The sequence below is a fragment of the Streptomyces sp. NPDC001410 genome, from assembly GCF_042895235.1.
Lineage (GTDB): Bacteria > Actinomycetota > Actinomycetes > Streptomycetales > Streptomycetaceae > Streptomyces.
In genome coordinates this window covers 168,843-194,450 of sequence record NZ_JBIAWE010000012.1, presented here as the reverse complement: position 1 = coordinate 194,450, position 25,608 = coordinate 168,843, and the positions used below count along the sequence as shown (strand labels likewise).

20 protein-coding genes and 1 tRNA gene are annotated in these 25,608 nt (G+C 72.8%); 14 read left to right on the top strand and 7 right to left on the bottom strand.

Annotation, left to right across the window (positions count from 1 at the left end):
• Positions 1–93 precede the first annotated feature (93 nt).
• Complete coding sequence (locus tag ACFY3C_RS26770) at positions 94–1,521, bottom strand: SpoIIE family protein phosphatase (protein WP_390772531.1); 1,428 nt, start codon at positions 1,519–1,521, stop codon at positions 94–96.
• A 606-nt stretch (positions 1,522–2,127) separates the two neighbouring features.
• Here ACFY3C_RS26770 and ACFY3C_RS26765 point away from each other — a divergent pair.
• A complete protein-coding gene (locus ACFY3C_RS26765) occupies positions 2,128–2,793 on the top strand; it encodes a bifunctional DNA primase/polymerase (RefSeq protein ID WP_390772530.1) in 666 nt (221 codons plus the stop codon).
• Positions 2,794–2,849: 56 nt separating this feature from the next.
• Entirely contained in the window at positions 2,850–3,518 is a 669-nt protein-coding gene (locus ACFY3C_RS26760) for a hypothetical protein (protein ID WP_390772529.1), read from the top strand.
• Between the two features lie 246 nt (positions 3,519–3,764).
• On the opposite strand, the gene ACFY3C_RS26755 is transcribed toward ACFY3C_RS26760, so the two are convergent.
• The 3 genes from ACFY3C_RS26755 to ACFY3C_RS26745 form a co-directional block, all read right to left on the bottom strand.
• Positions 3,765–4,727 (bottom strand): DUF5926 family protein, encoded by a 963-nt coding sequence (locus ACFY3C_RS26755; RefSeq protein ID WP_386572545.1) that lies wholly within the window; start codon positions 4,725–4,727, stop codon positions 3,765–3,767.
• Between the two features lie 176 nt (positions 4,728–4,903).
• Complete coding sequence (locus tag ACFY3C_RS26750) at positions 4,904–5,542, bottom strand: ATP-binding protein (protein WP_390772528.1); 639 nt, start codon at positions 5,540–5,542, stop codon at positions 4,904–4,906.
• Between the two features lie 172 nt (positions 5,543–5,714).
• Positions 5,715–6,542: a glycerophosphodiester phosphodiesterase gene (locus ACFY3C_RS26745; RefSeq protein ID WP_386572543.1), complete on the bottom strand. Its 828-nt coding sequence runs from the start codon at positions 6,540–6,542 to the stop codon at positions 5,715–5,717.
• 294 nt (positions 6,543–6,836) lie between these two features.
• Here ACFY3C_RS26745 and ACFY3C_RS26740 point away from each other — a divergent pair, with 294 nt between their 5' ends.
• The 3 genes from ACFY3C_RS26740 to ACFY3C_RS26730 all read left to right on the top strand — a co-directional run bounded on the left by ACFY3C_RS26740 (position 6,837) and on the right by ACFY3C_RS26730 (position 9,510).
• Positions 6,837–8,339, top strand: coding sequence for a trypsin-like peptidase domain-containing protein (locus ACFY3C_RS26740; protein WP_386572542.1), 1,503 nt, complete (start codon positions 6,837–6,839; stop codon positions 8,337–8,339).
• A 154-nt stretch (positions 8,340–8,493) separates the two neighbouring features.
• A tRNA-Ser gene (locus ACFY3C_RS26735) sits at positions 8,494–8,580 on the top strand.
• A 234-nt stretch (positions 8,581–8,814) separates the two neighbouring features.
• Entirely contained in the window at positions 8,815–9,510 is a 696-nt protein-coding gene (locus tag ACFY3C_RS26730; RefSeq protein WP_386572541.1) for a hypothetical protein, read from the top strand.
• A 31-nt stretch (positions 9,511–9,541) separates the two neighbouring features.
• On the opposite strand, the gene ACFY3C_RS26725 is transcribed toward ACFY3C_RS26730, so the two are convergent.
• Positions 9,542–10,414: a bifunctional DNA primase/polymerase gene (locus ACFY3C_RS26725; protein ID WP_390772527.1), complete on the bottom strand. Its 873-nt coding sequence runs from the start codon at positions 10,412–10,414 to the stop codon at positions 9,542–9,544.
• A gap of 370 nt (positions 10,415–10,784) precedes the next feature.
• Between ACFY3C_RS26725 and ACFY3C_RS26720 the strand changes: the two genes are divergently transcribed.
• The 8 genes from ACFY3C_RS26720 to ACFY3C_RS26685 all read left to right on the top strand — a co-directional run bounded on the left by ACFY3C_RS26720 (position 10,785) and on the right by ACFY3C_RS26685 (position 18,720).
• Positions 10,785–11,096 carry a hypothetical protein gene (locus ACFY3C_RS26720; protein WP_386572538.1) on the top strand — a complete coding sequence of 104 codons (312 nt, stop codon included), beginning with the start codon at positions 10,785–10,787 and terminating at the stop codon, positions 11,094–11,096.
• 201 nt (positions 11,097–11,297) lie between these two features.
• Positions 11,298–12,449 (top strand): acyl-CoA dehydrogenase family protein, encoded by a 1,152-nt coding sequence (locus ACFY3C_RS26715; protein ID WP_390772526.1) that lies wholly within the window; start codon positions 11,298–11,300, stop codon positions 12,447–12,449.
• An 8-nt stretch (positions 12,450–12,457) separates the two neighbouring features.
• A complete protein-coding gene (locus tag ACFY3C_RS26710; RefSeq protein WP_390772599.1) occupies positions 12,458–13,378 on the top strand; it encodes a bifunctional MaoC family dehydratase N-terminal/OB-fold nucleic acid binding domain-containing protein in 921 nt (306 codons plus the stop codon).
• Between the two features lies 1 nt (position 13,379).
• Complete coding sequence (locus tag ACFY3C_RS26705; RefSeq protein WP_386572534.1) at positions 13,380–14,645, top strand: acyl-CoA dehydrogenase family protein; 1,266 nt, start codon at positions 13,380–13,382, stop codon at positions 14,643–14,645.
• Positions 14,635–15,078: a MaoC family dehydratase gene (locus ACFY3C_RS26700; RefSeq protein ID WP_386572532.1), complete on the top strand. Its 444-nt coding sequence runs from the start codon at positions 14,635–14,637 to the stop codon at positions 15,076–15,078. The genes ACFY3C_RS26705 and ACFY3C_RS26700 overlap by 11 nt, the downstream gene beginning before the upstream one ends.
• Positions 15,075–16,241 carry a lipid-transfer protein gene (locus ACFY3C_RS26695; RefSeq protein ID WP_390772525.1) on the top strand — a complete coding sequence of 389 codons (1,167 nt, stop codon included), beginning with the start codon at positions 15,075–15,077 and terminating at the stop codon, positions 16,239–16,241. The genes ACFY3C_RS26700 and ACFY3C_RS26695 overlap by 4 nt, the downstream gene beginning before the upstream one ends.
• A 149-nt stretch (positions 16,242–16,390) precedes the next feature.
• Entirely contained in the window at positions 16,391–16,948 is a 558-nt protein-coding gene (locus ACFY3C_RS26690; RefSeq protein ID WP_386572528.1) for a SigE family RNA polymerase sigma factor, read from the top strand.
• Between the two features lie 116 nt (positions 16,949–17,064).
• Entirely contained in the window at positions 17,065–18,720 is a 1,656-nt protein-coding gene (locus tag ACFY3C_RS26685; RefSeq protein WP_386573110.1) for a long-chain fatty acid--CoA ligase, read from the top strand.
• A 62-nt stretch (positions 18,721–18,782) separates the two neighbouring features.
• Here ACFY3C_RS26685 and ACFY3C_RS26680 read toward each other — a convergent pair whose 3' ends face one another.
• Positions 18,783–19,991 carry an MFS transporter gene (locus ACFY3C_RS26680; RefSeq protein WP_390772524.1) on the bottom strand — a complete coding sequence of 403 codons (1,209 nt, stop codon included), beginning with the start codon at positions 19,989–19,991 and terminating at the stop codon, positions 18,783–18,785.
• A gap of 126 nt (positions 19,992–20,117) precedes the next feature.
• Here ACFY3C_RS26680 and ACFY3C_RS26675 point away from each other — a divergent pair, with 126 nt between their 5' ends.
• Positions 20,118–20,702, top strand: coding sequence for a TetR family transcriptional regulator (locus ACFY3C_RS26675; RefSeq protein ID WP_386572525.1), 585 nt, complete (start codon positions 20,118–20,120; stop codon positions 20,700–20,702).
• 22 nt (positions 20,703–20,724) lie between these two features.
• On the opposite strand, the gene ACFY3C_RS26670 is transcribed toward ACFY3C_RS26675, so the two are convergent.
• Positions 20,725–25,377, bottom strand: coding sequence for a PAS domain-containing protein (locus tag ACFY3C_RS26670; protein ID WP_390772523.1), 4,653 nt, complete (start codon positions 25,375–25,377; stop codon positions 20,725–20,727).
• Between the last annotated feature and the right edge of the window lie 231 nt (positions 25,378–25,608).

Below are 25,608 nucleotides of genomic sequence, written 5' to 3'. Positions count from 1 at the left end.
CGGGGACCTCCATCATCGTACGGTCGCAGACAAAGCGACCCAGGGCCGGAAGACCTGTTATGCCCACCCATGCGAGGCGGTGCGGGAGCGCTCTCAGTCGAAGCGGGCCGCCAGCAGGACCACGTCCTCCTCGCTGTCCGCCGTGTCCAGGCCGTCGGGCAGCACGGTGCGCAGCACGTGGTCGGCGATCGCCCCCGGGTCGCGGCGCAGGGTACGCGGGATGCTCGCGGCGGCCGCGTGCAGCCGGGCGAAGGCGCGGTCCATGGCGTCGCCGATACGGTGCAGCAGCCCGTCGGTGTAGAGCAGGACGGTTTCTCCTGCTTCGGCCTGGATCTCCACGCTCGGCGCCTCCCAGCAGGCGAGCATGCCGAGCGGTGCGGAGACGGAGGTCTCGGCGAACTCGGTGCGGCGCTCGCCGATCAGCAGGGGCGGGCTGTGCCCGGCGCCGGCCAGGGTGATCTTGCGCAGGGCCGGCTCGCAGTAGGCGAACAGGGCGGTGGCCGAGCGGGCGGGCTCGGTCAGGCGCAGCAGCAGCTCCAGGTCGGACAGGACGGCGACCGGGTCCTCGCCCTCCATCACGGCGTACGCCCGCAGGGAGGCGCGCAGCCGGCCCATGGCGGCCACCGCGCTGGGTCCGGAGCCGGTGACCGAGCCGACGGAGAGGCCGAGGGCGGCGTCGGGCAGCGGCAGCGCGTCGTACCAGTCGCCGCCGCCGCGCGGGCCGGTGCGGTGCCGGGCGGCGAGCTGGACGCCGGCCACCCGCGGCAGCCGGGAGGGGAGCAGTTCCTCGGCGAGGGTCGCCGCACGCGCGCGCGTGCGCTCCACTTCCACCAGCAGGGCGAGGTGTTCGGCGGCGTGCCGGACGTACAGGCCGATCAGGTGGCGGTGGTGCTCGTCCGGCTCGGCGGGCTCGTCGTACAGCCACACGGCGGCGCCGAGGCGGCCGGCGGACCCGGCGGTCAGGGGGAGGGCGTAGCTGGCGGCGTAGCCGAGGCGGGCGGCCACCTCGCGGTGGCGGGGGTCGAGGCCGTCCTCGGCGAACAGGTCGGCGTGCACGATCTCGGCGGTGCCGGCGCCGGTGTCGAGGAGGGGGTCGTAGGGCTGCGAGCCGCGTGGCACGGTCTCCAGATGGCCGAGGTCGGCGCGGCCGAGGCCGAGGCCGAGGGAGGTGCGGGGGCCGAGTCCGTCGGCGGGTTCCAGGACGACCAGGCCGCGGCGGGCGCCGACGAGGGCGGATCCGGCGCGCAGCAGCTCCTCGAGGGCGGGCTCGAGCGCGTCCGTGCGGGACAGGCGTTCGGTGAGTTCGTGGAGGGTTGTGAGGTCCGAGACCCAGGCGGCCAGCCGGTCCTGGAGCAGGGTGCCGGGGGCGGGGCCGGCGGGGGCGGGGGTGTTCTTGACCGGAGGTGCGGTGTCCGGGGAGGGGCCGATGCCCGGGGCGGCGGGTGTGGGCGCGACAGTGTGTGGGGGTGGGGGAACCGCTGAATCGATTCCAGCCACTTTCGGAGGATGCGGGGCGCTCATGGCGTCCGGCTTTCAGACCGGTGCGTAGTGCTCAGAAGCATCGCAAACCCCCATGTCATTCTGCGCCGCTAGCGGTGTCTCCACATGTACACGCACTCGTGAGGGGATGTCCAGCATTGTCCTGCAGGGATTCCTGGTGTCCATGGGTCTGATGTGGGTTTCTTCCGAAACCCTTGCCTTACTGCCAAGTTGGCTTAAAACTGCCTCAGGTATCGGTCCATTGCGGTCGACTGGCCTTGCTCCACTGAGCGTCACAGCGGTCGTGATGGGTACGTACTCGGTGAAGGCCAGGGGTGGTTGGGGGTCACCCGGAACCTGGCGACGGACCCGGGCGTCATAGCCACCGACGGCCGAGCCCCATCCTCCCCTGGCGGAGGCGGAGAGAAATACGCGCGACGGCAAAACGCCAGACTTCGCCACCCCCACGCCGCACTCGTGCTTTTGATAGACGCACTATGGACGCGGCCGATGCTCGACCCCTTGGGGTTCCCCTTGCCATGCGCAGGGGTGTGATGCGCCAACAGGTACGCACAGTGAAGTGATCGACACATGGTGTGATGTGGTCCACGGTGTTGCCAGCGGTGCAACGGAAAGGAACGAGCGCTCATGCGCGAGATCCTCGGAAGGCGACGCAGGCTCCTGTCCAGGCGGAAAGACGGGAGGCCTGAGCTGATCAGCGCGGCCCTGACCTTCGCGACGGAATGGCAGTGGCCCGTGCTCCCGGGCGTGGCCCCGGACCCGCAGGGACGGGCCCGCTGCGGCTGCCCCGACCCGGAGTGCACGGTCCCCGGTGCGCACCCCTTCGACCCGAGCCTGCTCGCCGCCACCACCGACGCGCGCATGGTGCGCTGGTGGTGGACCAACCGGCCGGGCGCGCCGATCATCCTCGCCACCGGCGGCAACGCGCCCTGTGCGGTCAGCCTGCCGGCGCCCGCGGCGGCCCACGCCCTTGACCTGCTCGACCGGCGGGGCATGCGCCTCGGCCCGGTGATTGCCGCACCGACCCGCTGGTCGGTGCTCGTCAAGCCGTACTCCATGGAGCAGCTCGGCGAGCTGCTCTACGCCAAGGACTTCGTGCCCGGCTCGCTGCGCTTCCACGGCGAGGGCGGCTACCTCGCCCTGCCTCCCTCCGAGACCGGCCACGGCGCCGTCCGCTGGGAGCGTGCGCCGCTCCCGGGCTCGGCCTCGCCCTGGGTGCCCGACGTGGAGGCCGTGGTGGACGCGGTGGTCGACGCCCTCACTCGTACGGGTGTGAGCGCGCCCGAGTTGTAGGGGTGTCGGGCGCGGGCGTCGCCCGATGTCCGCCCATGGTCGTTATCTTCCGCTACATGCTGCGCATTTCTGGGGGTCAGGGCACTCGTTCGCCGCACCGCGGCGGGCCGGACCCCCGAAGGCTTCGTCTGCTCGCCCTCGCGGGCGTCGTGGTGGCCGCCGTCGTGCTGCCGCTGGCCGTGGCGTCCGCGGGGCAGGTGGGCGACGCCGGGGGACCTGTGGCGGCGGGCGGCCGGTCCGGCGCACACGGGCCGTCGTCCAAGTCGGCCAAGTCGTCGAAGTCGGCCAAGTCGTCCACGGACTCGTCCTCGGACGGTGACGCGAAGATCCCCTCCGTCGATCCCACGCGCTCCCCGCTGCTGCTCGGCCTGGGCCTGGCCACCGCCGCCCGCTGCGGACCGGAGCTGTCCTCCCCCGAAGGCGTCGAGGCGCAGACCTGTGTGCTGACCCAGGGCGAGGACATCTGGGCGCGCACCTACTACCGCAACACCACCGGGGAGGCCGTGAACGCCGTGCTGAGCCTGCTGGGGCCGGGCGGCCGGACCGTGCAGACGCACTGCGCCACGGACACCGACGACGAGCCCGCAACCTGTGAGACACCCCGCGAACGCACCCGGGGTTCGCTGGACGGCTACACCGCCGTCGCCGAGTTCGCCGCGCACGGCGGCGACGGGCCGCTGCTGCTGCACTCGGGCAGCAACTCCGAGGAGACGAACGGGAGTTGACGCTCCCCGACGCGCTGTACATCGGACGCGGACATGGAAAGGCCCGGTTGCTGGCGACGGGGGATGCACCAGCAACCGGGCTACTGGAACGGTAACAAGAGATCGGCGGTTCGCAAATTCGATCTCGGCTATTCGGACACCGATTTGCCTGTCACGACGGGGAGTTGTGACAGGAGTCACCTGTTCCGGGCGCCGGGTGTCACGGCTGACCGACCGTTCAGCCGTGACACGTGTCCGCGGGGACGGTCAGCTGAGCGTGACCTGCCGGTTGGTCAGTCCGCCGCGCGCGCGGCGCTCGTCGGCCGTGAGCGGCTCGGTGGCCGCGAGGGCGGCGGCGAGCCGCTCGGCGAACTCGGCGGCCGGCTTCTCCACGTCCTCGGCCGTGACCCCGCTCGGCAGGTCCCAGACCGGCACCGTGAGGCCGTGAGCACGGAAGGAGCCCACCAGCCGGGTGCCCTCGCCGAGGCTGGAGCGGCCCGCCGCGTGCAGCCGGGCGAGAGCGTCCAGAAGCTGCTCCTCCGGGTGCGGCATGACCCAGCGCAGGTGGTTCTTCTCCGGGGTCTCGCACCAGTAGGCGGCGTCCACGCCGGACAGCTTCACGGTCGGGATGGCCGCGGCGTTGGCCCGCTCCAGGGAGGCGGCCACGTCCGGGGTGGCGTTCTCCGCGTCCGGCACCCAGAACTCGAAGCCGCTGTGCACAACTGGCTCGAACGCGCCTTCCGGGTCGAGCAGGTCCTGCAGTCGCGGACCCCCGGCGGGGGCGCGGCGGCCCTCCACCGGCGTGCCGGGCGCGGCCTGAAGCGCACGCTGGAGCGTGTCGGCGAGGTCGCGGCTGATGTCACCGGAGGGCGTGTCGTTCTGCAGGCCGAGCAGGACCGAGCCGTCGTCGCGGCGCAGCGCGGGCCAGGCCATCGGCAGCACCGTGGCGAGCGTGACCGACGGGACGTCCTCGGGCAGGCCGCTGCTGAGGGTCAGCTCCACCGTGGCGGCCGGCACCAGCTCGCGCAGCGCCACCCAGTCGCACTCGCCCGGGAGTCCCTCGAACGGACGCTGCACCAGCTCGGTCGCGGCGTGCGCTGCGGCCCGGCCGTGGCACGCCTTGTAGCGCCGGCCGCTGCCGCAGGGGCAGGGCTCTCGGGCGCCGACAACCGGGATCTCTCCGTCCGTGATCTGCGGCTTGGCCTTCGTCTGGGGTCGCTTCTTGGCCATCGTGGGGTCTCCCGGTTACGGCGCGTCTGGTACGGGCGGGAGCCTAGCCGTTCGCGCCACGGCCGACGGGAACCTGTGGACAACGGACACTTGGGCGAGCCGACGGGGTGAACCTGTGGACAACTCCCGTGCCTCCGCCCGGCTCGGGCGGTCGGGTCCGCGGGTCCCCGCCGCGCTCAGTCCAGGTCGTCGAACGCGTCCGCGAAGTCCAGATCGGCCAGGGCCGGAACCACGCGGGAGGTGACGCGCGTAGCGAAACCGTCGGGGCGGCACCCGGCATCCGGATCATGGACGTCCTCGTTGACCACGACCCAGACCGTCACCTCGCCGTGGATGTCGTCCCGGACACCCCAGTCGTCGGCCAGAGCCGTGATGATGTTCAACCCGCGGCCGCCGTGCGCGGTGACCGACGGGGTGGCCGGAGCCGGGCGGGTCGGGCCGCCGCCGTCCGTCACCTCCACGGTGAGCCGCCCGCGCCCGTCCACCCGCCACGCGGCGCGTACGTCGCCGTCCCCGGGCGGAGCGTCGCCCAGGGGCCGCCCGTGTTTGCAGGCGTTGCTCAACAGCTCCGAAAGGATCAGTACGGCGTCGTCGATGACCGATTCCGACACCCCGCCGTTGCGCAATTGCGCACGCATCCGGTGTCTCGCCTTCCCCACGCCCGCAGGGCCATGGGGTACGGCCATGCTCGACGACGTGGGCACCTCCTGTGCCACCACCAACGCCACCCCCGAGACCTCCTTTGCCCCACGCCACGGTGTGGATGCCCCATTGGCCTGTACCGGAAACCGGCCAATCCTCTTCCGGTGACGCATTCGCAACGACCGCATACGGAGCGAGTGCGCCGGAGCACTCCCTGTGACGGGCCTGTCATCAGGTGGCTGGAATTCAGTGGTGTGGCCGAGAATGGAGGATGGTCGAGCCGGGTAGGCCGGGTCAAGGGGTGTGCACAGGTCCTTACCCGGCTCTTGAGGCCCGCTTCCCCGCTCAGCGGCCCAGTCGCTGCAACACCGCGCGCGGGCGGTTGGTGATGATGGCGTCGATGCCCAGCTCGACACAGAGGTCGACGTCCTCGGGCTCGTTCACGGTCCAGACGTGGACCTGGTGGCCGGCGCGCTGCAGCCGCTCCACGTACTCCGGGTGGTTGCGCACGATACGGATCGAGGGGCCGGCGATCCGCACGCCCGCCGGCAGCCTTCCGTCGCGCAGCCGCGGCGAGAGGAACTGGACCAGGTAGACCGTCGGCAGCGTCGGCGCCGCGGCCCGCACGCGGTGCAGCGAGCGCGCCGAGAAGCTCATGATCCGCACCTGCGACTCGGCGGCCGAGGCCGGCGCGTCCAGTCCGAACCGCTTCAGCAGGAGCAGCAGCCGCTCCTCCACCTGCCCGGCCCAGCGCGTGGGGTGCTTGGTCTCGATGGCCAGTTCCACCCGCCGCCCGGCGTCCGCGACCAGCTCCAGCAGCCGCTCCAGGGTGAGCACGGAGGTGTCCGCGGGGTCCTCCGGACGGTGCTCCCAGTCGGGCTCCTCGTCGCGTCCGCGCCAGGCCTCACGCGTCTTGCGAGAGCCGAAGTCCAGGGCGGCGAGATCGGCCAACTCCAGGGCGGAGACGGCCCCGCGGCCGTTGGAGGTGCGGTTCACCCGCCGGTCGTGGACGCAGACCAGATGGCCGTCGGCGGTCAGCCGTACGTCGCACTCCAGGGCGTCCGCGCCGTCCTCGATCGCCTTCTTGTAGGCGGCCAGAGTGTGTTCGGGCGCGTCCTCGGAGGCCCCCCGGTGGGCGACGACCTGGATGGGGTGCTGTGGTGCGTGGGTCACCGCGTCATGGTGCCACCCGCACGGGGTACGCGGGCGGCGCGGGTACGTCCGTGCGGCGAACGGAGGCACCCGCCATGCCCTTTTATGTAACTTTTGCCAGAAAGGTCCCATGTAAAGGATGGCCCTGGACCCACAGCCACCGCTTATGGTGCTCTGACGGCCCGTGGGAAAAGCTGACTGCATACAAGCACGACGCAGGACCATGCACAGCTGTTCGCAACGGACCGACGACAGCGTGAACGAGCGTTACCGAGTGCGACCTATGACAACAGCCGTGGATCGAGGAGAAGAGCTGTGAGCACCGAGAACGAGGGCAACGCGGTACCCCCGGCGCCGTCCGCACCTCCCGTGCCGGTGGCATCTCCTGCAGCCTCCCCGCAGGGCCCCGTGCCCGACGGGGCGCCGACGGCCCAGCTTCCGCCGGTGCCCCCGGGCACGCCCGAGCAGGGCCCGGCGCAGGCCGCACCGGCCCACGAGAATCCGACCGACGCACACCAGCCCCCCGCCGGCTACCCCGGCCAGGCCCCCGACGGGCACCAGCCCCCCGCCGGCTACCCGGGCCCCGCCCCCGACGGCTCCTGGCCGCCTCCGGCCACGCCCGCCTACGGCGACGCCGGCTCCGGTGGCTCCGGCACCGTCTGGGGTGCGTCGTACCAGCAGCCCGCCCCCAAGCCCCGCAGCGGGCGCGGTGGGCTGGTCGCCGCGGTCCTGGTGGCCGCGCTGGTCGCGGGTGGTCTGGGCGGCGGCCTCGGCTACACCCTGGCCAAGGACAACGACAACAACGGCTCCACCACCGTCTCCGCCTCCGACGGCAGCGCCTCTCAGGTCAAGCGCGCGCCCGGCACGATCGCCAACGTGGCCGCAAGAGCGCTGCCGAGCACGGTCACCATCGAGGCGGAGAGCACCAGCGGCGAGGGCGGCACGGGCACCGGGTTCGTCTTCGACAAGCAGGGTCACATCGTCACCAACAACCACGTGGTGGCGGAAGCGGTGGACGGCGGCAAGCTCACGGCCACCTTCCCGAACGGCAAGAAGTACGACGCGGAGATCGTCGGCCACGCGCAGGGCTACGACGTCGCCGTCATCAAGCTCAAGAACGCCCCCTCCGACCTCAATCCCCTCACCCTCGGCGACTCGGACAAGGTCGCCGTCGGCGACGAGACCATCGCCATCGGCGCCCCCTTCGGGCTGTCCAACACGGTCACCACGGGCATCATCAGCGCCAAGAACCGCCCCGTGGCCTCCAGCGACGGCAGCTCGTCCAGCAAGGCGTCCTACATGAGCGCCCTGCAGACCGACGCGTCGATCAACCCCGGCAACTCGGGTGGCCCGCTGCTGAACGCCTCCGGCTCGGTCATCGGGATCAACTCGGCGATCCAGTCCACCGGCAGCGGCGGATTCGGCTCCGGCCAGTCCGGTTCGATCGGCCTCGGCTTCGCGATCCCGATCAACCAGGCCAAGTACGTCGCCCAGCAGCTGATCAAGACCGGCAAGCCGGTGTACGCCAAGATCGGCGCCTCCGTCTCTCTGGAGGAGTCCACCGACGGCGCGAAGATCACCGACCAGGGCGCGGCGGGCGCCGCCGCGGTCGAGTCGGGCGGCCCGGCCGACAAGGCCGGCCTCAAGCCCGGGGACGTCATCACCAAGCTCGACGACAACGTGATCGACAGCGGCCCGACCCTGATCGGCGAGATCTGGACCCACAAGCCCGGCGACAAGGTGGCGATCACCTACACGCGGGGCGGCCAGGAGCACACAGTGGACCTCACCCTCGGCTCCAGGGCAGGCGACAGCTGACCCGCACGCGCGCGCAGGGGCTCGGCCTCTCGCGAGAGCCCCGCCGGCCAGGCACAAGATCGGCCGACGTCGGCTCCTGAGCGGACCGAGCCCCACGGCCTGTCCCGCTCCCGGTACGCTGTACCCGCTCCGCCCCCGGGTGGGTGGAGGCTGAGGTGGGTTGCCCGAGCGGCCTAAGGGAACGGTCTTGAAAACCGTCGTGGCAGCGATGTCACCGTGGGTTCAAATCCCACACCCACCGCGTAATTGAACGGCCCTGGACCGGGTGAACCGGTCCGGGGCCGTTGCCGTTGCCCCAGGGGCGGGGCATTCCGGTTCTGGCCTGGGCACGTCACATGGTCCGTGCGTGGTGACGGCGACGTCCCGAGTTCGTGACACCGGCTGTTCCGGCGATGCGGTGAGCAGGGGCGGGGCATTACGGTCCCGATCCGGGAGCGGCCGGTCGGGCCGCCCGTGAACAGGGGGGACGTCCCAGATGAATGCCCATCGCCTCAGACCCGTTGTCGTCGCGCTCACGGCCGTCGCGCTGGCCGCCGTACTCACCGGATGCCAGGGGGACGACACCGCCGCGGGGGCCTCCGACGCGCCGAAGGCCGGGGCCACGGCCGGTTCGGCGACGCCCGGCACGGCAGGCGGCACCGGCAAGGGCAGCGGCACCGGCACGGGAAGCGGCAAGGGCACTGGTAGCGGCACCGGTACCGGCAAGAGCGGCGGGAGCACGGCGGGTTCGGGTGCCACCGCGGCCGCGACGCCCGCCGGCAAGGGCACCGGATCGGGCAAGACCGCGGCACCGGCCGCCGACTGCGTCACCAAGGCGCCGGACCCGGACCACTACGACCCCGACGAGTTCGCCCTGTACCGCATCGAGGAACTCCCGGGCAGCACCGGCAAGGTGAACCTCGTCATCCAGCACGGCGCCTGGGGATGCGCCGGCAAGGACAGCGACGGCAAGCCGTTCGTCGTCAGCGGCGAGGAGGCCCGCTGGGCCATGGACCAGGCCGCGTACGTCACGGCCACCAACCCCATCACCGGCAGCAGCACGAACGAGCGCATCGGCGTGGGGGAGCTGATGGACTGGGTCAAGGCACACCCCGACTCCGGCCTGGTGTTCAAGTACGAGGTCGGCGGCGACGGTTCCATCGACCGGCTGGATCAGGTCTACACGCCGTAGGCACCCCCGGCCCCGCCCTGGTGTCCCTGCCTCAGGCCCGATGCCCCGTCATCCGGGCCGCCGACGCGATCGTCGCGCGGGCCTCGCGTTCGGACAGGCCGGTGTGGACGGCCGCCTCGACCAGGGGATCGAGCAGGGCGGGACCGAGCCCGTTCTCGAAGGCGCGGCAGGCCGCCCAGAACAGGCGGGTGTTGCGCTGGCCCGCGTGTGCGGTCAGGACGAACTGGACCAGGCCGCGGCCGTGGTCGTTGGTGGTCGTGGTCGCCGGGTGGGTGGTGCGGGGCGGGGGCAGCAGCAGGCGGAGCAGGGCCGGTGGGCAGGCGGCGGGGGCCAGGTGCGCGGTGCCGGGCGCGGCGGCGTACACGCCGTGGGCGGTGCGGGAGCCGGGGCCCACGAGGTAGCCGCCGGCGCCCCGGATGTCGATGCCGGGGGCCAGCCGGCTTGCCGAGTTGGGGACGACGATGTCCGGCGGGCCGGTCAGCCACAGGTGGCGGCCGCCGCTCGGGGTGAGGACGACGACCGTCTCGGGGATCGTGAACAGGTGTCGCAGGGCCAGTTCGCGCAGTGCGGCCGAAGCGTCCGTGCCGGACTTGGTGTCGAGGTCGACGCCGATGAGGTGGTGCGGGGGCAGCCCGCAGGCGATGCCGTAGCCGGTGGCCCAGGGCGCGGCGGCGAACAGCTCGCGGATGCGGACCGGGTCGGTGGAGGCGTCGTACACGCCGTGGCCGAAGCGGCCGCACCCGCCGTGACAGGGCGGCCCCACCGGTTCCGGGGCGTCGCGGTGCGGGGAGCGCAGGGCCGGGAGTTTCGTCCGGGACAGGGGGATGACGGCCAGTCCGCGTTCGGCGGCTGACAGGGCGTGTGCGAGGGCCAGCGTCGTGGCCTGCCGGTCGGTGGTGGCCATACCTCCATATTCGTACTTGTGTTCGAAAAAGGGAAGAGCGGGCTGCGTCGACGCGCCGGGGCCGAGAAGATTGGCCGGAAATACGCAGAAACGATTCGCCTCCTGTGGTCCTTGATGGGTGAAGGTCTGGTCTGTGCCGTGTTGTGGCGTGAGATGACCAAAGATGGCGATAGGGGTTTATCGACTTGTCATCACGCTTGCGTGCGAATCGGGCCTTCCGGGGTGGTTCGCCGGGGATTCGGTGGGCAACTCTGGATGCGCGACGTCGTTCACGAAAACCCGAGGCGGTCGGCCAACTGCCTTGGTGCAAGCCTTAATTGACGCACCCTCGGCCTCTGCGTCGAGAGTGTTCTGTTCTGGAGGAACAAACATGGCAAGCATCCGTACCGCCCGCGTTCTCGCCGCCGTCTCCGCTCTTCCGCTCGCAGCCGCCCTCTTCACCGGTGTCGCTGCCGCGGACAACGGCGCCTTCGCGGACAACGGATCGAACGCCGGCGTGGCGAGCATCATCGGCAGCGGTGTCGGCCACGACAACAACGGAAACTCGTCCACCACCCAGCAGAACGCGGTCGGCTCCGGCGCCTCGAACCAGAGCAACACCGCACAGGTCAGGGGCTCCGCATGGACGGCCCTCCAGCAGGGCAACGAGAACGTCGCCGTCCACTTCACCAACCTGTGGTGAGCCGGGGGCGGGGCCCCTCTCGCTGAGGGTCCTCGTGGGGTGTGCTTCGGGGTCGTAACGCGTCTGCGCGGCGGTGCTTCGGTGCCGCCGCGCAGGCGTTTCCCGGTGCGCGGTTCCGGGTGGACGACCTTGACAGGGAACAGTATCTGACGGACAGTCAGAAACCGTCCCGTCAGGCAAGCGAGGCCGGGAGGGCCCGCCGTGCACCTCGCCCCCACCGAGCGGCAGCAGCGGCTGCGCGCCGAACTCCGCGCCTACTTCCGGACCGTGATGCCCGGGACGGGCGAACCCGCCGACGGGCGAGCCCTGTTGCGCCGCATCGGCGCCGACGGCTGGCTGGGACTCGGCTGGCCGGTCGAGTACGGCGGTCAGGGGCGGGGCGCGGACGAGCAGTTCGTGTTCTTCGACGAGGCGTACCGGGCCGGCGCCCCCGTCTCCATGGTCACGCTCAACACGGTCGGGCCCACGCTGATGAAGTACGGCAGCGAACGCCAGAAGGCCCACTTCCTGCCCCGGATCCTCGCCGGTGACCTGGTCTTCGCGATCGGCTACACCGAGCCCTCCGCCGGCACCGACCTCGCCTCGCTGCGGACCCGGGCCGTACGGGAGGGCGACGGCTGGCGGATCGACGGGCAGAAGATCTTCACCTCGGGCGCCCAGCACGCCGACTGGATCTGGCTCGCCTGCCGCACCGACCCGGACGCGCCCAAGCACCGGGGCATCTCCCTCCTCCTCGTCCCCACGGACGCCCCGGGCTTCTCCTGGACACCGATCGAGACCGTGGGCGGGCAGACGACGACGGCCACGTACTACGACGGTGTCCGCGTCCCCGCCCGGAACCTGGTCGGAGCCGAGAACGAGGGCTGGTCACTGATCACCAGCCAGCTCAACCACGAACGGGTCGCCCTCGCCGCCATCGGCATGCAGGCCGAGGAGTTCTACACGGCGGCGCTCCTCGGCGCCCGCACCCCCGATCAGGTGACCGGCAGGCGCCGCATTGACGAGCCGTGGGTGCGTTTTCGACTGGCCGAGGTGCATGCCCGGCTGGCGGCATCGCGCCTGCTCAACTGGCGTTTGGTGGGGGACGTGGGGGCGGGTCGACTGGAGCCCGGCGACGCCAGCGCGGTGAAGGTCGCGGGAACGGAATCGGCTGTCGCGACGTATCGCATGTGTCAGGAGATCGTCGGCGATGCGGGACTTGTCCGCTCGGGATCGCCGGGGGCGTTCGAGGGCGGCGAACTGGAGCGGCTGAACAGGGCGGCACAGATCAACACGTTCGGGGGCGGGGTGAGCGAGGTGCAGCGGGAGATCGTCGCGACGATGCGGCTCGGGATGACGAGGGGGCGGAGGTGAGCGAGCGGATGGACGAGGTGGACAGGCGGCTCAAGGCGTACGAGGGCCGGCCGGCCGCCGTCGCCGGGGTGGGCAGGGACCCGGTGAACGCGCCGATGATCCGGCACTGGTGCGAGGCGATGGGCGACACCAGCCCGGCGTACCGCGGACCCGACGCCATAGCCCCGCCCACCATGCTCCAGGCGTGGACGATGGGCGGCCTCTCCGGTCACGAGGGCCGCACCGGTGCCTACGACGAACTCCTCGCCCTGCTGGACGAGTCGGGCTGTACGTCGGTGGTGGCCACCGACTGCGAGCAGGAGTATCTACGGCCCCTGCGCCCGGGCGACGAGGTCACCTTCGACGCGGTGATCGAGTCGGTCTCCGACCGCAAGGCGACGAAGCTGGGCACGGGGTACTTCGTCACGACCCGCATGGACGTACGGGTGGACGGCGAACTCGCCGGCACCCACCGCTTCCGCATCCTCAAGTACGCCCCGGCCCGCCGCACACCCCCGGCCGAGCGCCCCCGGCGCCCCCGCCCGGTGGTCAACCGGGACAACGCGGGCTTCTGGGAGGGCGTGGCCGAACACCGGCTCCTGATCCAGCGCTGCACGGGCTGCGGCACCCTGCGCCACCCCTGGCTGCCAGGGTGCAATGCCTGCGGCTGCCCGGACTGGGACACGGTCGAGGCGAGCGGCGCGGGCACGGTCTACTCGTACGTGGTGATGCACCACCCGTCGTTCCCGGCCTTCGAGCCTCCCTACGCGGTCGGCCTGATCGAACTCGCCGAGGGCGTGCGGATGGTGAGCAACGTGGTGGGGGTGCCGTACGACAAGGTGCGCATCGGCCTGCCGGTCCGGGTGGAGTTCATGTCCTACGAGGACGAGGGCGCCGCGGAGGGCGTTCTGGTCCTGCCGGTCTTCCGGGTCACCGAAGGCGAGGCGTGACATGGACTTCACGCCCACCGAGGCCCAGGCCGAGGCCCGTGACCTGGCCGCACGGATCTTCGGCGACCTCGCCACCCACGAGCGGCTGAGGGCCGCCGGCACCGGCAGCGACCCCGAGCTGTTCAAGGCCCTGTGCACGGCCGGCCTGGTCGGCGCCGTGACCGAGCTGGGCCTGCTCGGGCTCGTGCTGCTCCTGGAGGAACAGGGGCGTACGACGGCCCAGGTGCCCTATGCGGCGACATGCGTGTACGGCCTCCTGGCGGTCGCCTCCCACGGCACGCCCGAGCAGCGGGAGCGGCTGCTGCCGGGCATCGAGGACGGCTCGGTGGTGGTCGCCGGCGCGCTTCCCGCACAGGGAGGTGTGCGGGCCGCCGCGCGAGGCGGGCTGACCGGCTCCGTTCCCGTCGTCCCCTGGCTCCGGGACGCCACCCACGTCCTGGTCGCCGACGCCGACCGGCAGCTGTGGCTGGCCCCGCTCGGCGAGGGCACCGGGATCACGCCGGTGGAGCTGACGGCGCCCTGGTCCGCGGCCCGTCTCACCCTCGACCGTGCCCCGGCGGAACCCCTAGGGCCTGTCGCGAAAGTCCCGCCTGCCCGGCGACGCCCGGCACGCTCCCCCAAGCTCTTCGAGCAGGGGGTACCCCCACTCGCCGCACCGGGCACAAGCCCAAGTACGTCCAGTACATGGGCTGCACCCGGCACTCCCCCAAGCTCTGCGAGCAGGGGGTACCCCCAGAGCACGCACCGGACGCCGCCGGGCCCGCCCTTCGGGCGGACGACGGGACTTTCGCGACAGGCCCTCGGCGGCCCGGGCACCGACGCCTGTGCCGACGTCCTCGCCACCGCCCGCACCGCCTTCGCCGGGCTTCAGGCCGGGGTGTGCGCCGGTTCGCTGGCGCGGGCGGTGGCGCACACGAACACCAGGGAGCAGTTCGGGCGCCCGCTCGCCACCCGGCAGGCCGTCCAACTCCGGGCCGCCGACGCCCACATGGACACCGAGGCGATACGGGTGACGGCGTACGAGGCCGCCTGGCGGCGGGACGCGGGGCTGCCGTACGCCACGCACGCGCTGACCGCCGCCTGGTGGGCCTCCGAGGCGGGGCAGCGGGTCGTCCACACCGGCCAGCATCTGCACGGCGGGGCCGGAGCCGACCTCGACCATCCGGTGCACCGGCACTTCCTGTGGGGGCGGCAGCTGGACGCCCACCTGGGATGCGGGGCCGAAGTGCTGCAGGAACTGGGGGAGTTGATCGCGCATGGGGAGTGAGACGCGGGCACCGCGGCCGGTGGCGGGCGCGGAGTTGCCGCCGCTGGAGATCCCGATCACCCGCACGCTGATCGTGGCCGGGGCGATCGCCTCCCGGGACTACCAGGACGTGCACCACGACGCGGAGCTGGCCCGGCGGAAGGGCTCCCCCGACGTCTTCATGAACATCCTGACGACGAACGGGCTGGTCGGCAGGTACATCACGGACCACTTCGGCCCCTCGGCGGTGCTCCGCAAGGTCGCCATCAGGCTGGGGGCGCCCAACTATCCGGGGGACACGATGGTGCTGACGGGCAGGGTCGAGGAGGTCGACGGCGACACGGCGACGGTGCGCGTGGTCGGGGCCAACGCCATCGGTCGGCATGTGACCGGCACGGTGACGGTCAGCGTCCCGGCGCCGCCCGACGCGTCGGACGGGCAGGCCGCGTCATGAGCGTGCGCAGCCGGGACTCCCTCGGCGGCCGGGCGGCGATCGTCGGCATCGGGGCCACCGAGTTCTCCAAGGACTCCGGCCGCAGTGAGCTGCGGCTTGCGGTGGAGGCGGTGGGGGCCGCGCTGGACGACGCGGGGCTCACCCCGGCGGACGTGGACGGTCTGGTGACGTTCACGATGGACACCAGCCCGGAGATCACCGTGGCCCAGGCCTGCGGGATGGGTGAGCTGTCCTTCTTCTCCCGCGTCCACTACGGCGGCGGGGCGGCCTGCGCGACCGTCCAGCAGGCGGCGCTCGCGGTGGCGACCGGCGTGGCCGAGGTGGTGGTCTGCTACCGGGCCTTCAACGAGCGGTCGGGCCGCAGATTCGGCGCGGGCGTGCAGCACCGGGAGCCGTCGGCGGAGGGCGTGGCACTCGGCTGGGCGCTGCCGTTCGGGCTGCTCACCCCGGCTTCCTGGGTGGCGATGGCGGCCCAGCGGTATCTGCACACCTACGGGCTGACCCCCGAGGTGTTCGGGCACGTGGCCGTGGTGGACCGGAAGTACGCGGCGACGAACCCGGCGGCCTACTTCCACGGCCGCCCCATCACCCTCGACGACCACACCGCCTCCCGCTGGATCGTGGAGCCGCTCAGGCTGCTGGACTGCTGTCAGGAGACCGACGGCGGCCAGGCCCTGGTGGTGACGTCCCTGGAGCGGGCCCGGGACCTGCCGCATCCGCCCGCCGTGATCGCGGCGGCCGCCCAGGGCGCCGGCCGGGCGCAGGAGCAGATGACCAGCTTCTACCGGGACGACCTGACGGGCCTGCCGGAGATGGGCGTGGTGGCCCGCCAGCTGTGGCGGACGTCGGGACTGGACCCGGCCGACATCGACGTGGGGATCCTGTACGACCACTTCACACCGTTCGTGCTGATGCAGCTGGAGGAGTTCGGGTTCTGCGGGAAGGGGGAGGCGGCTGGTCTCGTGGCCGAGGATCGGCTGCCGATCAACACGCACGGGGGGCAGCTCGGGGAGGCCTATCTGCACGGGATGAACGGCGTGGCGGAAGCGGTGCGCCAGCTGCGGGGCACGGCGGTGAACCAGATACCGGGGGCGGCCCGGACCCTGGTGACGGCCGGCACCGGGGTGCCGACGTCGGGGCTGGTCCTGGCGGCCGACGGGTGAGGGTTCTCGGGGGTGAACCCGCAGAGACGGTCACCCCGCAGTCCACCTTCAGGAGGTGTAGGCAGCCCCACCCCTACAACCTGAGGGGGACGCTGCTTCGGGACCTGGGGCCGATCCGCCGGAGTGCGGTCCGCTCCTAGCGTGGAGCCATGACCACACCCGTCTGCACCAGCGCCTCGGCCGCCGCCGCACCAGCGCGGCAGACCCACGCATACCCGTCGTTCTCCTCGTACGTGCGGGCCCGCCAGCCGGTCCTGCTGCGTACCGCGCGCTCGCTGACCGCGAACCCGAGCGACGCCGAGGACCTGCTGCAGACCGCGCTCACCAAGACCTACGTGGCGTGGGAGCGGATCGAGGACCACCGGGCGCTGGACGGCTATGTGCGCCGGGCCCTGCTGAACACGCGGACCTCGCAGTGGCGCAAGCGCAGAGTGGACGAGTACGTCTGCGACGAGCTGCCCGAGCCGGAGCCCGTACCCGGCGAGGACGACCCGGCCGAGCGGCAGGCGCTGCACGACGCCATGTGGCGGGCGATCACCAAGCTGCCCGCGCGGCAGCGGGCGATGGTCGTCCTCAGGTACTACGAGGACCTCAGCGAGGCCCAGACGGCCGAGGTGCTCGGGGTCTCGGTGGGCACGGTGAAGTCGGCGGTCTCCCGGGCCCTGAGCAAGCTGCGCGAGGATCCCGAGCTGGGAATGGTGCGCTAGGCACTCAGTTTCGCCAGGCCTCAGTTTCGCTTCCCCTAGTGACATACCGCGCGGTATGTGCGCAGAATCAGCGCAACCTCTACTCCCGCGTAGGCAATGTCGCCATGGAGGACGCCGTGCTGAGCACCATGCAGGACGTACCGCTGCTGATCTCGAGGATCCTGACCCACGGGGCGACGGTCCATGGAACGTCGAGGGTGAGCACCTGGACCGGCGAGGGCGAGCCGCAGCGCCGCACCTACGCCGAGGTCGGCGCCCGTGCGGCCCAGTTGGCGCACGCCCTGCGGGACGAACTCGGCGTCCAGGGCGACGACCGGGTCGCGACGCTGATGTGGAACAACGCCGAGCACGTCGAGGCCTACTTCGCGATCCCCTCCATGGGCGCGGTCCTGCACACCCTCAACCTCCGCCTCCCGGCCGAGCAGCTGGTGTGGATCGTCAACCACGCCGCCGACCGCGTGATCATCGTCAACGGCTCGCTGATCCCGCTGATCGCACCGCTGCTGGCCAAGCTGCCGACGGTGGAGCACATCGTCGTCTCGGGCCCCGGTGACCGTTCCCCGCTTCAGGGCGCCACCGCGCGGGTGCACGAGTACGAGGAGCTGCTCGCCGGGCGGCCCACCGCCTACGACTGGCCCGAGCTGGACGAACGCCAGGCCGCCGCGATGTGCTACACCTCCGGCACGACCGGCGACCCCAAGGGCGTGGTGTACAGCCACCGTTCGATCTTCCTGCACTCCATGCAGGTGAACATGACCGAGTCGATGGGCCTGACCGACCAGGACACCTCGCTGGTCGTGGTCCCCCAGTTCCACGTCAACGCCTGGGGCCTGCCGCACGCCACCTTCATGAGCGGCGTCAACCTGCTGATGCCCGACCGCTTCCTGCAGCCCGCCCCGCTCGCCGAGATGATCGAGGGGGAGCGCCCGACGCACGCGGCCGCCGTCCCCACCATCTGGCAGGGCCTGCTCGCCGAACTCACCGCCCGCCCCCGGGACGTCTCCACCCTCGGCCAGGTCACCATCGGCGGCGCCGCCTGTCCGCCCGCCCTGATGGCGGCCTTCGACAAGCTCGGCATGCGGGTCTGCCACGCCTGGGGCATGACGGAGACCTCCCCGCTCGGCACGGTGGCCCGCCCGCCGGCCCACGCGGTCGGCACCGAGCAGGAGTTCGCCTACCGCGTCACCCAGGGCCGCTTCCCGGCGAGCGTCGAGGCCCGCCTCACCGGCCCCGGCGGCGAACGCCTGCCCTGGGACGGCGAGTCGGCGGGCGAGCTGGAGGTGCGCGGCCCCTGGATCGCGGGTGCCTACTACAACGGCCCCGACGCCGAACCGCTGCGCCCCGCCGACAAGTTCAGCGAGGACGGCTGGCTGAAGACCGGCGACGTCGGCACCATCTCCGCCGAGGGTTTCCTGACGCTCACCGACCGCGCCAAGGACGTCATCAAGTCCGGCGGCGAGTGGATCTCCTCGGTCGAGCTGGAGAACGCGCTGATGGCTCACCCGGATGTCGCCGAGGCCGCCGTGGTCGCCGTACCCGACGACAAGTGGGGCGAGCGCCCGCTGGCCACGGTCGTCCTCAAGGAGGGCTCCTCCGTCGACTTCGAGGCCCTCCGCACCTTCCTCGCCGAGGAGGGGAAGATCGCCAGGTGGCAGCTCCCCGAGCGCTGGACGATCGTCGAGGCGGTGCCGAAGACGAGCGTGGGCAAGTTCGACAAGAAGGTGCTGCGCCGGCGGTACGCGGAGGGAGAGCTGGACGTCACCAGCCTCTGACCGGGGACGTCACCGGCCTCTGACCGGACCAGTGGTGGGCGGCCGTACGGCAGGCGCGAGCCTCAGCGCCGTACCGCCGTGGTCGCCCACCCCAGCACCAGCCACACCCCCGCCACCGCGCTGACCCCGCCCCAGCCCCAGTGGCTGAAGGCCAGGCCCGCCAGGGTCGAGGCGAGGGCGCCCCCGGTGAAGCCGGCGACGACGTAGGCGGTGTTGGCGGTGGCCGGGGCGGAGGTGGTCGTCAGAGCCAGCGTCTGGTTGGCGACATGGGAGGCGACCAGGGCGGCGTGGATCGCGACGGCGGCCACGAACAGCGCGGCCAGCACCTGCCCGCCGAGCCAGAACAGCGGCACGGAGACGGCCGCGAGCAGATACGAGGACCGTACGACCTTCGCGGCGCCGAAGCGGTCGACCAGGCCGCCCGCGAGCGGGGCCACCGCGGTGGCCGTGAGACCGAACAGGCCGAACAGACCGGCGGTCGCGGTGGACAGGCCGTACGCCGGGCCGGTCAGCAGCAGGGCGAGCGAGGTCCACAGGGCGCTCCAGGCGCCGAACATCCCGGCCTGGCGTATGCACGCCCGCCACAGGTCGGGCGAGCGGCGGACGAGTCCGGGCAGCTCGGCGATGCCCGAGAACAGCGCTCCCGTGCGGGGGCGCCGCTCGGACGGCAGGGCCAGCGCCGTGGCCAGACCCAGGACGAGGGTCAGCGCGCCGGACCCGGCGAACACCCAGCGCCAGCCGAAGGCCTGCCCGGCGAGTCCGCCGACCACCCGGGCGCCGACGATGCCGGTGAACAGTCCGGCGATGACCGCCGCGACATGGCGGGCACGGTGGTGGGCGGGGGCCCGCTCGGCGACCAGCGGGACGAGCAGCTGCGGGACGACGGTCGCCGCCGCGGCGACGAAGACGGCGACCGCGAGGGCGGCGGTGCCGGGCGCGGCCGCGCCGAGCCCCAGCGCGGCGGCCGTGGCCACCGAGAGCAGGGCGACCAGCGGGCGCCGGTTGACGCGGTCGCCGAGCGGGGCGAAGAAGAGCAGGCCGGCCGCGTAGCCGAACTGGGCGACCGAGGCGATCCAGGTGACGGCCGAGGGGACCGTGCCGAAGTCGTGGGCGATCAGGGGGAACAGCGGAGCCGCGAGGTAGATGTTGGCGGCCGTGACGGCGGTGCAGACGGCGATGAGCAGGAGGAAGAGCTGCCCGGAGGCGGGCTTTTCCGGGGCGGGGACCCGGACCTCGGGTGCCCGGTGGGTGGTGCTGGTCGCTGACAGCATGGGCGGAGCTACTCCTTCGAGCCGACTCTCACAACTAACTGGTTGGTTGGATGCCTCAACAGAGTGCACCTTCTCGGAATTCCCTGTCAACCAAACGGTTGGTTACAAGAGCGGTACTCTGCTCGCATGGCAGCAGTCAGGGACCCCGAGGCCACCAGGGCCCGTATCTTCGAGGCGGCGGTCGCCGAATTCGCCCGGCACGGCATCGCGGGCGCCCGCATCGACCGCATCGCCGCCGCGGCCAAGGCCAACAAGCAGCTGATCTACGCCTACTTCGGCAACAAGGCGGAGCTGTTCACGCAGGTCCTGGAGAAGTCGATGCTCGACCTCGCCGTCGCCGTCCCCGTCGACCCCGATGACATCGAGGGCTGGGTCGACCGCGTGATCGACTATCACGCCACCCACCCCGAGGTCCTGCGCCTGCTCTTCTGGGAGGGCCTGGAGTACGGCGCGAACGCCGAACTGCCCGACGAGAGCGAGCGCCAGGAGCACTACCGCACGAAGATCGACGCGTTGCGGGACGGCCAGGAACGGGGCGTGATCACCGACGCCATCCCGGCCCGCGACCTGCTCTTCCTGCTCATCGCCCTGGCCAACTGGGCCGCCGTCGTCCCCCAGATGCGCCGCATCGTGGTGGGCGCCGAGGACACCGACCGGGACCGCCTGCGCGCCTCGATCAGAGAGGCGGCCCGGCGGCTGGTCGCACGCTGACCCCGGCGACCGAGGAGAAGGGCTAATTGACCCCGATCCGCGCCAGCAGGTCCACGATCCGGCTCTGCACCTCGTCGCTGGTGGACCGCTCCGCGAGGAACAGCACCGTCTCGCCCGAGGCCAGCCGCGGCAGGTCGGCCGGATCGACGGCGGCGGTGTAGACGACCAGCGGGGTGTGGTTGAGCTGCCCGTTCGCGCGCAGCCAGTCGATGATCCCGGACTGCCGCCGGTGCACCTGCATCAGGTCCATCACCACGAGGTTCGGCCTGAGCTGCCCCGCCAGCGTCACCGCGTCGTTGTCGCTCGCGGCCCGCGCCACCTGCATCCCACGCCGCTCCAGCGTCGAGGTCAGCGCCAGCGCGATCTCCGCGTGCTCCTCGATCAGCAGCACCCGCGGCGGATGCTGCTCGCTGTCCCGCGGCGCCAGCGCCTTCAGGAGTACGGCGGGATCGGCGCCGTACGCCGCCTCGCGCGTCGCCTGCCCGAGCCCGGCCGTGACCAGCACCGGCACCTCGGCCGCGACCGCCGCCTGGCGCAGCGACTGCAGCGCGGTACGGGTGATCGGCCCGGTCAGCGGGTCCACGAACAGCGCGGCCGGGAAAGCCGCGATCTGCGCGTCGACCTCCTCGCGGGAGTGCACGATGACCGGCCGGTAGCCACGGTCGCTCAGCGCCTGCTGGGTCGTCACGTCCGGCGCGGGCCACACCAGCAGCCGGCGCGGGTTGTCCAGCGGCTCCGGGGGCAGCTCGTCGTCCATCGGCTGCGGCCGCGGCATGTCCGCGACCTCGATCGCGCCACCGGGTCCGTCCAGCGGCTCGGGCCCCTCGGCCGCGTTCGCGTCCGGGGCGCCTATGGCGTACGACCGACCGGCACCCTCGGTGGCCGGGGCGAGCCGGGACTGCCCCGCGAGCGAGGGCTGCGCGGGCACCGGTTCGGCCGGCGGATGCGGACGGGCCGCCTGCTCCGGCTGCGGCTCCTGGCGCGTGGCCGGGTCGGGCGGCGTGCCCAGCTTCCGCCGGCGGCCGGAACCGCCGGGCGCGTGCGGGGGCGGCGTCGCCGTCGACTGCTGCACCTGCAGGGCCTGCCGCGCGAACGGCACGCCCTGCCCCAGTGTGCGGACACTGATCGCCCGGCCCTGGGTGGAGTTGGGGTCGACCGCGGGCCCCGCGGCCTCGGCGGGCAGAGGCTGAGCCGCCGCCCGCTGGACACCGGTGTGCTCCGGCGGGAGCGGGGTGCCGGGTGCCGGGGTGGCGGTCTGCGCTGCCGGGACACCCGCACCGGAGGTGTCGTCGGCGCCGGGCCACTGCTGGGGGACGGCGGCCGCGGGGGTGCCTGCGGCCGGCGTCGGCGCACCCTGGCCTGCCGGCACCCGACCGGGAGCCGCCTCCGCCGGAAGCGGCTGACCGGGCTGGGGCGCGGCCGGGGTACCGGCGGGCGGGGTGGTCTGTGCTGCCGGGACGGGGGCGGCGGGGGCCTGGGGGGCCTGCGCCTGCGCCGGTACGGGCTGAGCGGGTGCCGACTGAGCGGGCACGGGCTGGGCAGGCAACGGCTGTGCGGGTGCCAGCTGTGCCGGAACCGGCTGGCCGGGTGCCACCTGGGCGGGCACGGGCTGGCCGGACGCCATCTGCGCCGGAACCGGCTGTCCCGGCGGAACCGGTACGCCCTGACCGACGGTGCCCTGCGCGGGCACGGCTGCGTTGGGCACGGCCACCGGCTGCCCTGGGGCGGCTTGGACTGCCACGCCGGGCTGAGCAGCCAGGCCGGGCTGAGCAGCCATGCCGGGCTGAACTGCCATGCCGGGCTGAGCTACGACACCGGGTTGAGCTACGACACCAGTTGGCGCCGTGACGCCAGCCGGCGTCGCGACACCGGTCGGAGCGGCGACGCCGGACTGACCCGCAGCCCCCGTCGGCGCGCCCGTACCCTGCGCCGGAATTCCGCGCCCCGGGGTCGGCTGACCCGCGGCGACCTGAGCAGCCTGCGAAACCTGGCCGGGCTGCACCGGCTGCACCGGCTGCCCGGGAGCGGCCGGTACGGGAGTCGCCTGAGCCGGGAGCGCCGGAACGGCCTGGCCAGGGGCGCCGGGAGCGGCAGCGGCCACCGGGGCCGCCGTCTCCGTGGGCTCGCCCGGATGGGCCACGGCCCGTCGACGGCGGCCGGTCGGTGCGGTCGTGGGGTGCGCCTGGGGCGGGGTGTGGTCCTCGGCCTGGTCGAGCGGTACGGCGTCATGCCGGCCGTCGTCGCCGGGAACTCCCTCCGCGGCTCCCCGTACCTGACCCGGGACCTGGGCATCCGCACCCGGAGCCACGGCCGCCCCCACACCGGCCGCCGCGTCGGCGGACTCGGGTGAGCGGTCGGCCTCGGCCGGGGGCAGCGCGAAGACCGTACGGGCCCCCGCCTCCTGCGCGGCGGCCCGCTCCGCTGCGGCGGCCAGCGCACGTCGGCGCCGCCCGGTCGGCTGCCCGTCCGCGGCCGCCTCGGCCGGAACGGGCTGCGCGGGCTCGCCACCGGCTGCGGGAAGCGCGGGCGGCAGGGCGGCCTGCGGCGCGCCGGAGTCCCGCCGGGCCCGGCGGCCGGTGGGTGCGGGCACGCCCTGCGGCGGCACGGTGCCGCCGAGTCCGCTGCCTGTGGCAGCGGTGCCCGCGGCATGCTCGGCCGCGGTCACCACGGCACCCTCGGACACACCGTCCTGTTCCGTACCGGTGTCCGTTTCGGCGGGCCGTCCGCGCCGCCGCCCGGTCCCGCCGGACGCGGTCTCCGCAGCCTCGCCGGTGACCGGAGGAGCCGCCTCGACGGCGGCCGCCGCACGCCTACGGCGCCGCCCGGTCGGCACGCGCGCCTCCGTCTCTCCGTCACCGGACTCAACGGACTCGGCGGGGGTGTCGCTCTCCAGGAAGGCGTCCGTGGAGGCCCGCCGGGCCCGCCGTCGCCCGCCGAGGGTGCTCTGCTCGGCGGTTTTGGCAGCGTCGGCAGCGGTGTCCCCGGGGCCTGCGGCCTGCGCGGCGACCGCCCCGGCGCCACCGCCGAGCGGCACTTCGAGGACGTACGCGCTGCCGCTCATGCCCGGCACCTCGTGCGTCTGCAGCACACCGCCGTGCGCCCGGACGATCCCGCGCACCATCGGCTCGTGCACCGGGTCTCCCCCGGCGTACGGCCCGCGCACCTCGATACGCGCGACCTCACCGCGCTGCGCGGCCGCGACCACCACGGTGTTGTCCAGGTAACCGCCCGCGGACACGGGCGTGTTGCCGGTGGCGTCGACGCCCGCCACGTCCGCGACGAGATGCGCGAGCGCGGTGGCGAGCCGCTGCGGGTCCACCTCGGCCTCGATGGGCGGCGCGTGCACGGCGAACTGGACGCGGCCCGGCCCGATCAGCTCGACGGCCCCGTCCACACCGGCGGCGACGACGGCGTCGAGCATCACCTTCGTACGGGTGATGTCCTCGGTGCCCGCGTCCAGCCGCTGGTAGCCGAGGACGTTGTCGATGAGGGTGGTGATGCGTGAGTAGCCTGCCGAGAGGTGGTGCAGCACCTGGTTGGCCTCGGGCCACAGCTGCCCGGCGTCGTCCGCGGCCAGGGCGGCCAGCTCGCGCCGCAGCTCGTCCAGCGGTCCGCGCAGGGACTGCCCGAGCAGCGTCAGCAGCTGCTCGTGCCGCACGGAGAGGGCCTCGTACCGGTCCTTCTCCCGCTCGGCGAGCGCGGCGTACCGCTCCTCGCCGGCCGCCAGCGCCTCCTCGTGCTGTTCGCGCAGTTCGTCGACCTCGGTGACATGCTTCTGGCGCAGCGCGGTCAGGTCGGAGGCGTGTTCCTCGGAGAGCTGCTCCAGCTTCTCGGCGTGCGCCTTCTCCTGCGCGTCCTTCTCCTCGGCGAGGGCGTCGTACGGCCGCCGGTCCGTGAAGGTCATGACGGCGCCGACGAGCTGGTCGCCGTCGCGCACGGGGGCGGTGGTCAGGTCGACGGCGACCTTCTTGTCGCCCTTGGACCACAGCACCTGCCCGCGCACCCGGTGCTTGCGCCCGGAGCGCAGGGTGTCGGCGAGCGGAGACTCCTCGTACGGGAAGGGGGTGCCGTCGGCGCGGGAGTGCAGCACGAGGGTGTGCAGCTCCTTGCCGCCCAGCTCACCGGCCCGGTAGCCCAGTATCTGGGCGGCGGCCGGATTGACGAGCACGATCCGCCCGTCGGTGTCGGTGCCCACGACACCCTCGGCCGCGGCCCGCAGGATCATCTCGGTCTGCCGCTGCGAGCGGGCCAGCTCGGCCTCGGTGTCCACGGTCCCGGACAGGTCCCGGACGACGATCATGAGCAGCTCGTCGCCGGTGTAGCCGTAACCGTCGTACGCCTGCTGCCCGTTCTCCAGGTTCGCGCTCGTGACCTCGACCGGGAACTCGGTTCCGTCGGTCCGTCGCGCGATCATCCGGGTGGGCTTGGTCCGCCCCTGCGGATCCATGTGATCGGGGCGCCGCATGGAGCCGGGGATGAGCCGGGAGTCGAACTGCGGCAGCAGATCGAGCAGCCCGCGCCCGACGAGGGCGGTGCCCGGGGCCTCGAAGGCCTCCAGGGCGATGGTGTTGGCGTTGACGACGGTTCCGTTGGCGTTGACCAGTACCAACGCGTCGGGCAGCGCGTCGAGTATGGCTGCGAGGCGAGCAGCGCCTCGGGATGGCCTGCTGCTCACGAGACGCTTCCTCCCTGTTACCGCTTTCCGACCGCTCGGGCCATCTTGCCAACCGGCCCGCAGCGTGTCACGCGAGGGAGTCTAAGGGCACGGGTTGCGCTCGCGACGCCGGATGAGAGGGAGGTCGCACGAGGAAGTGACGGCGAACATGTGACCGTATGCCCGGCGGGCGCCCCGGTTCCGGCCCCGGCTCCCCAGGACCTTCGCGGGACCTTTACGAGGCCGGTGATT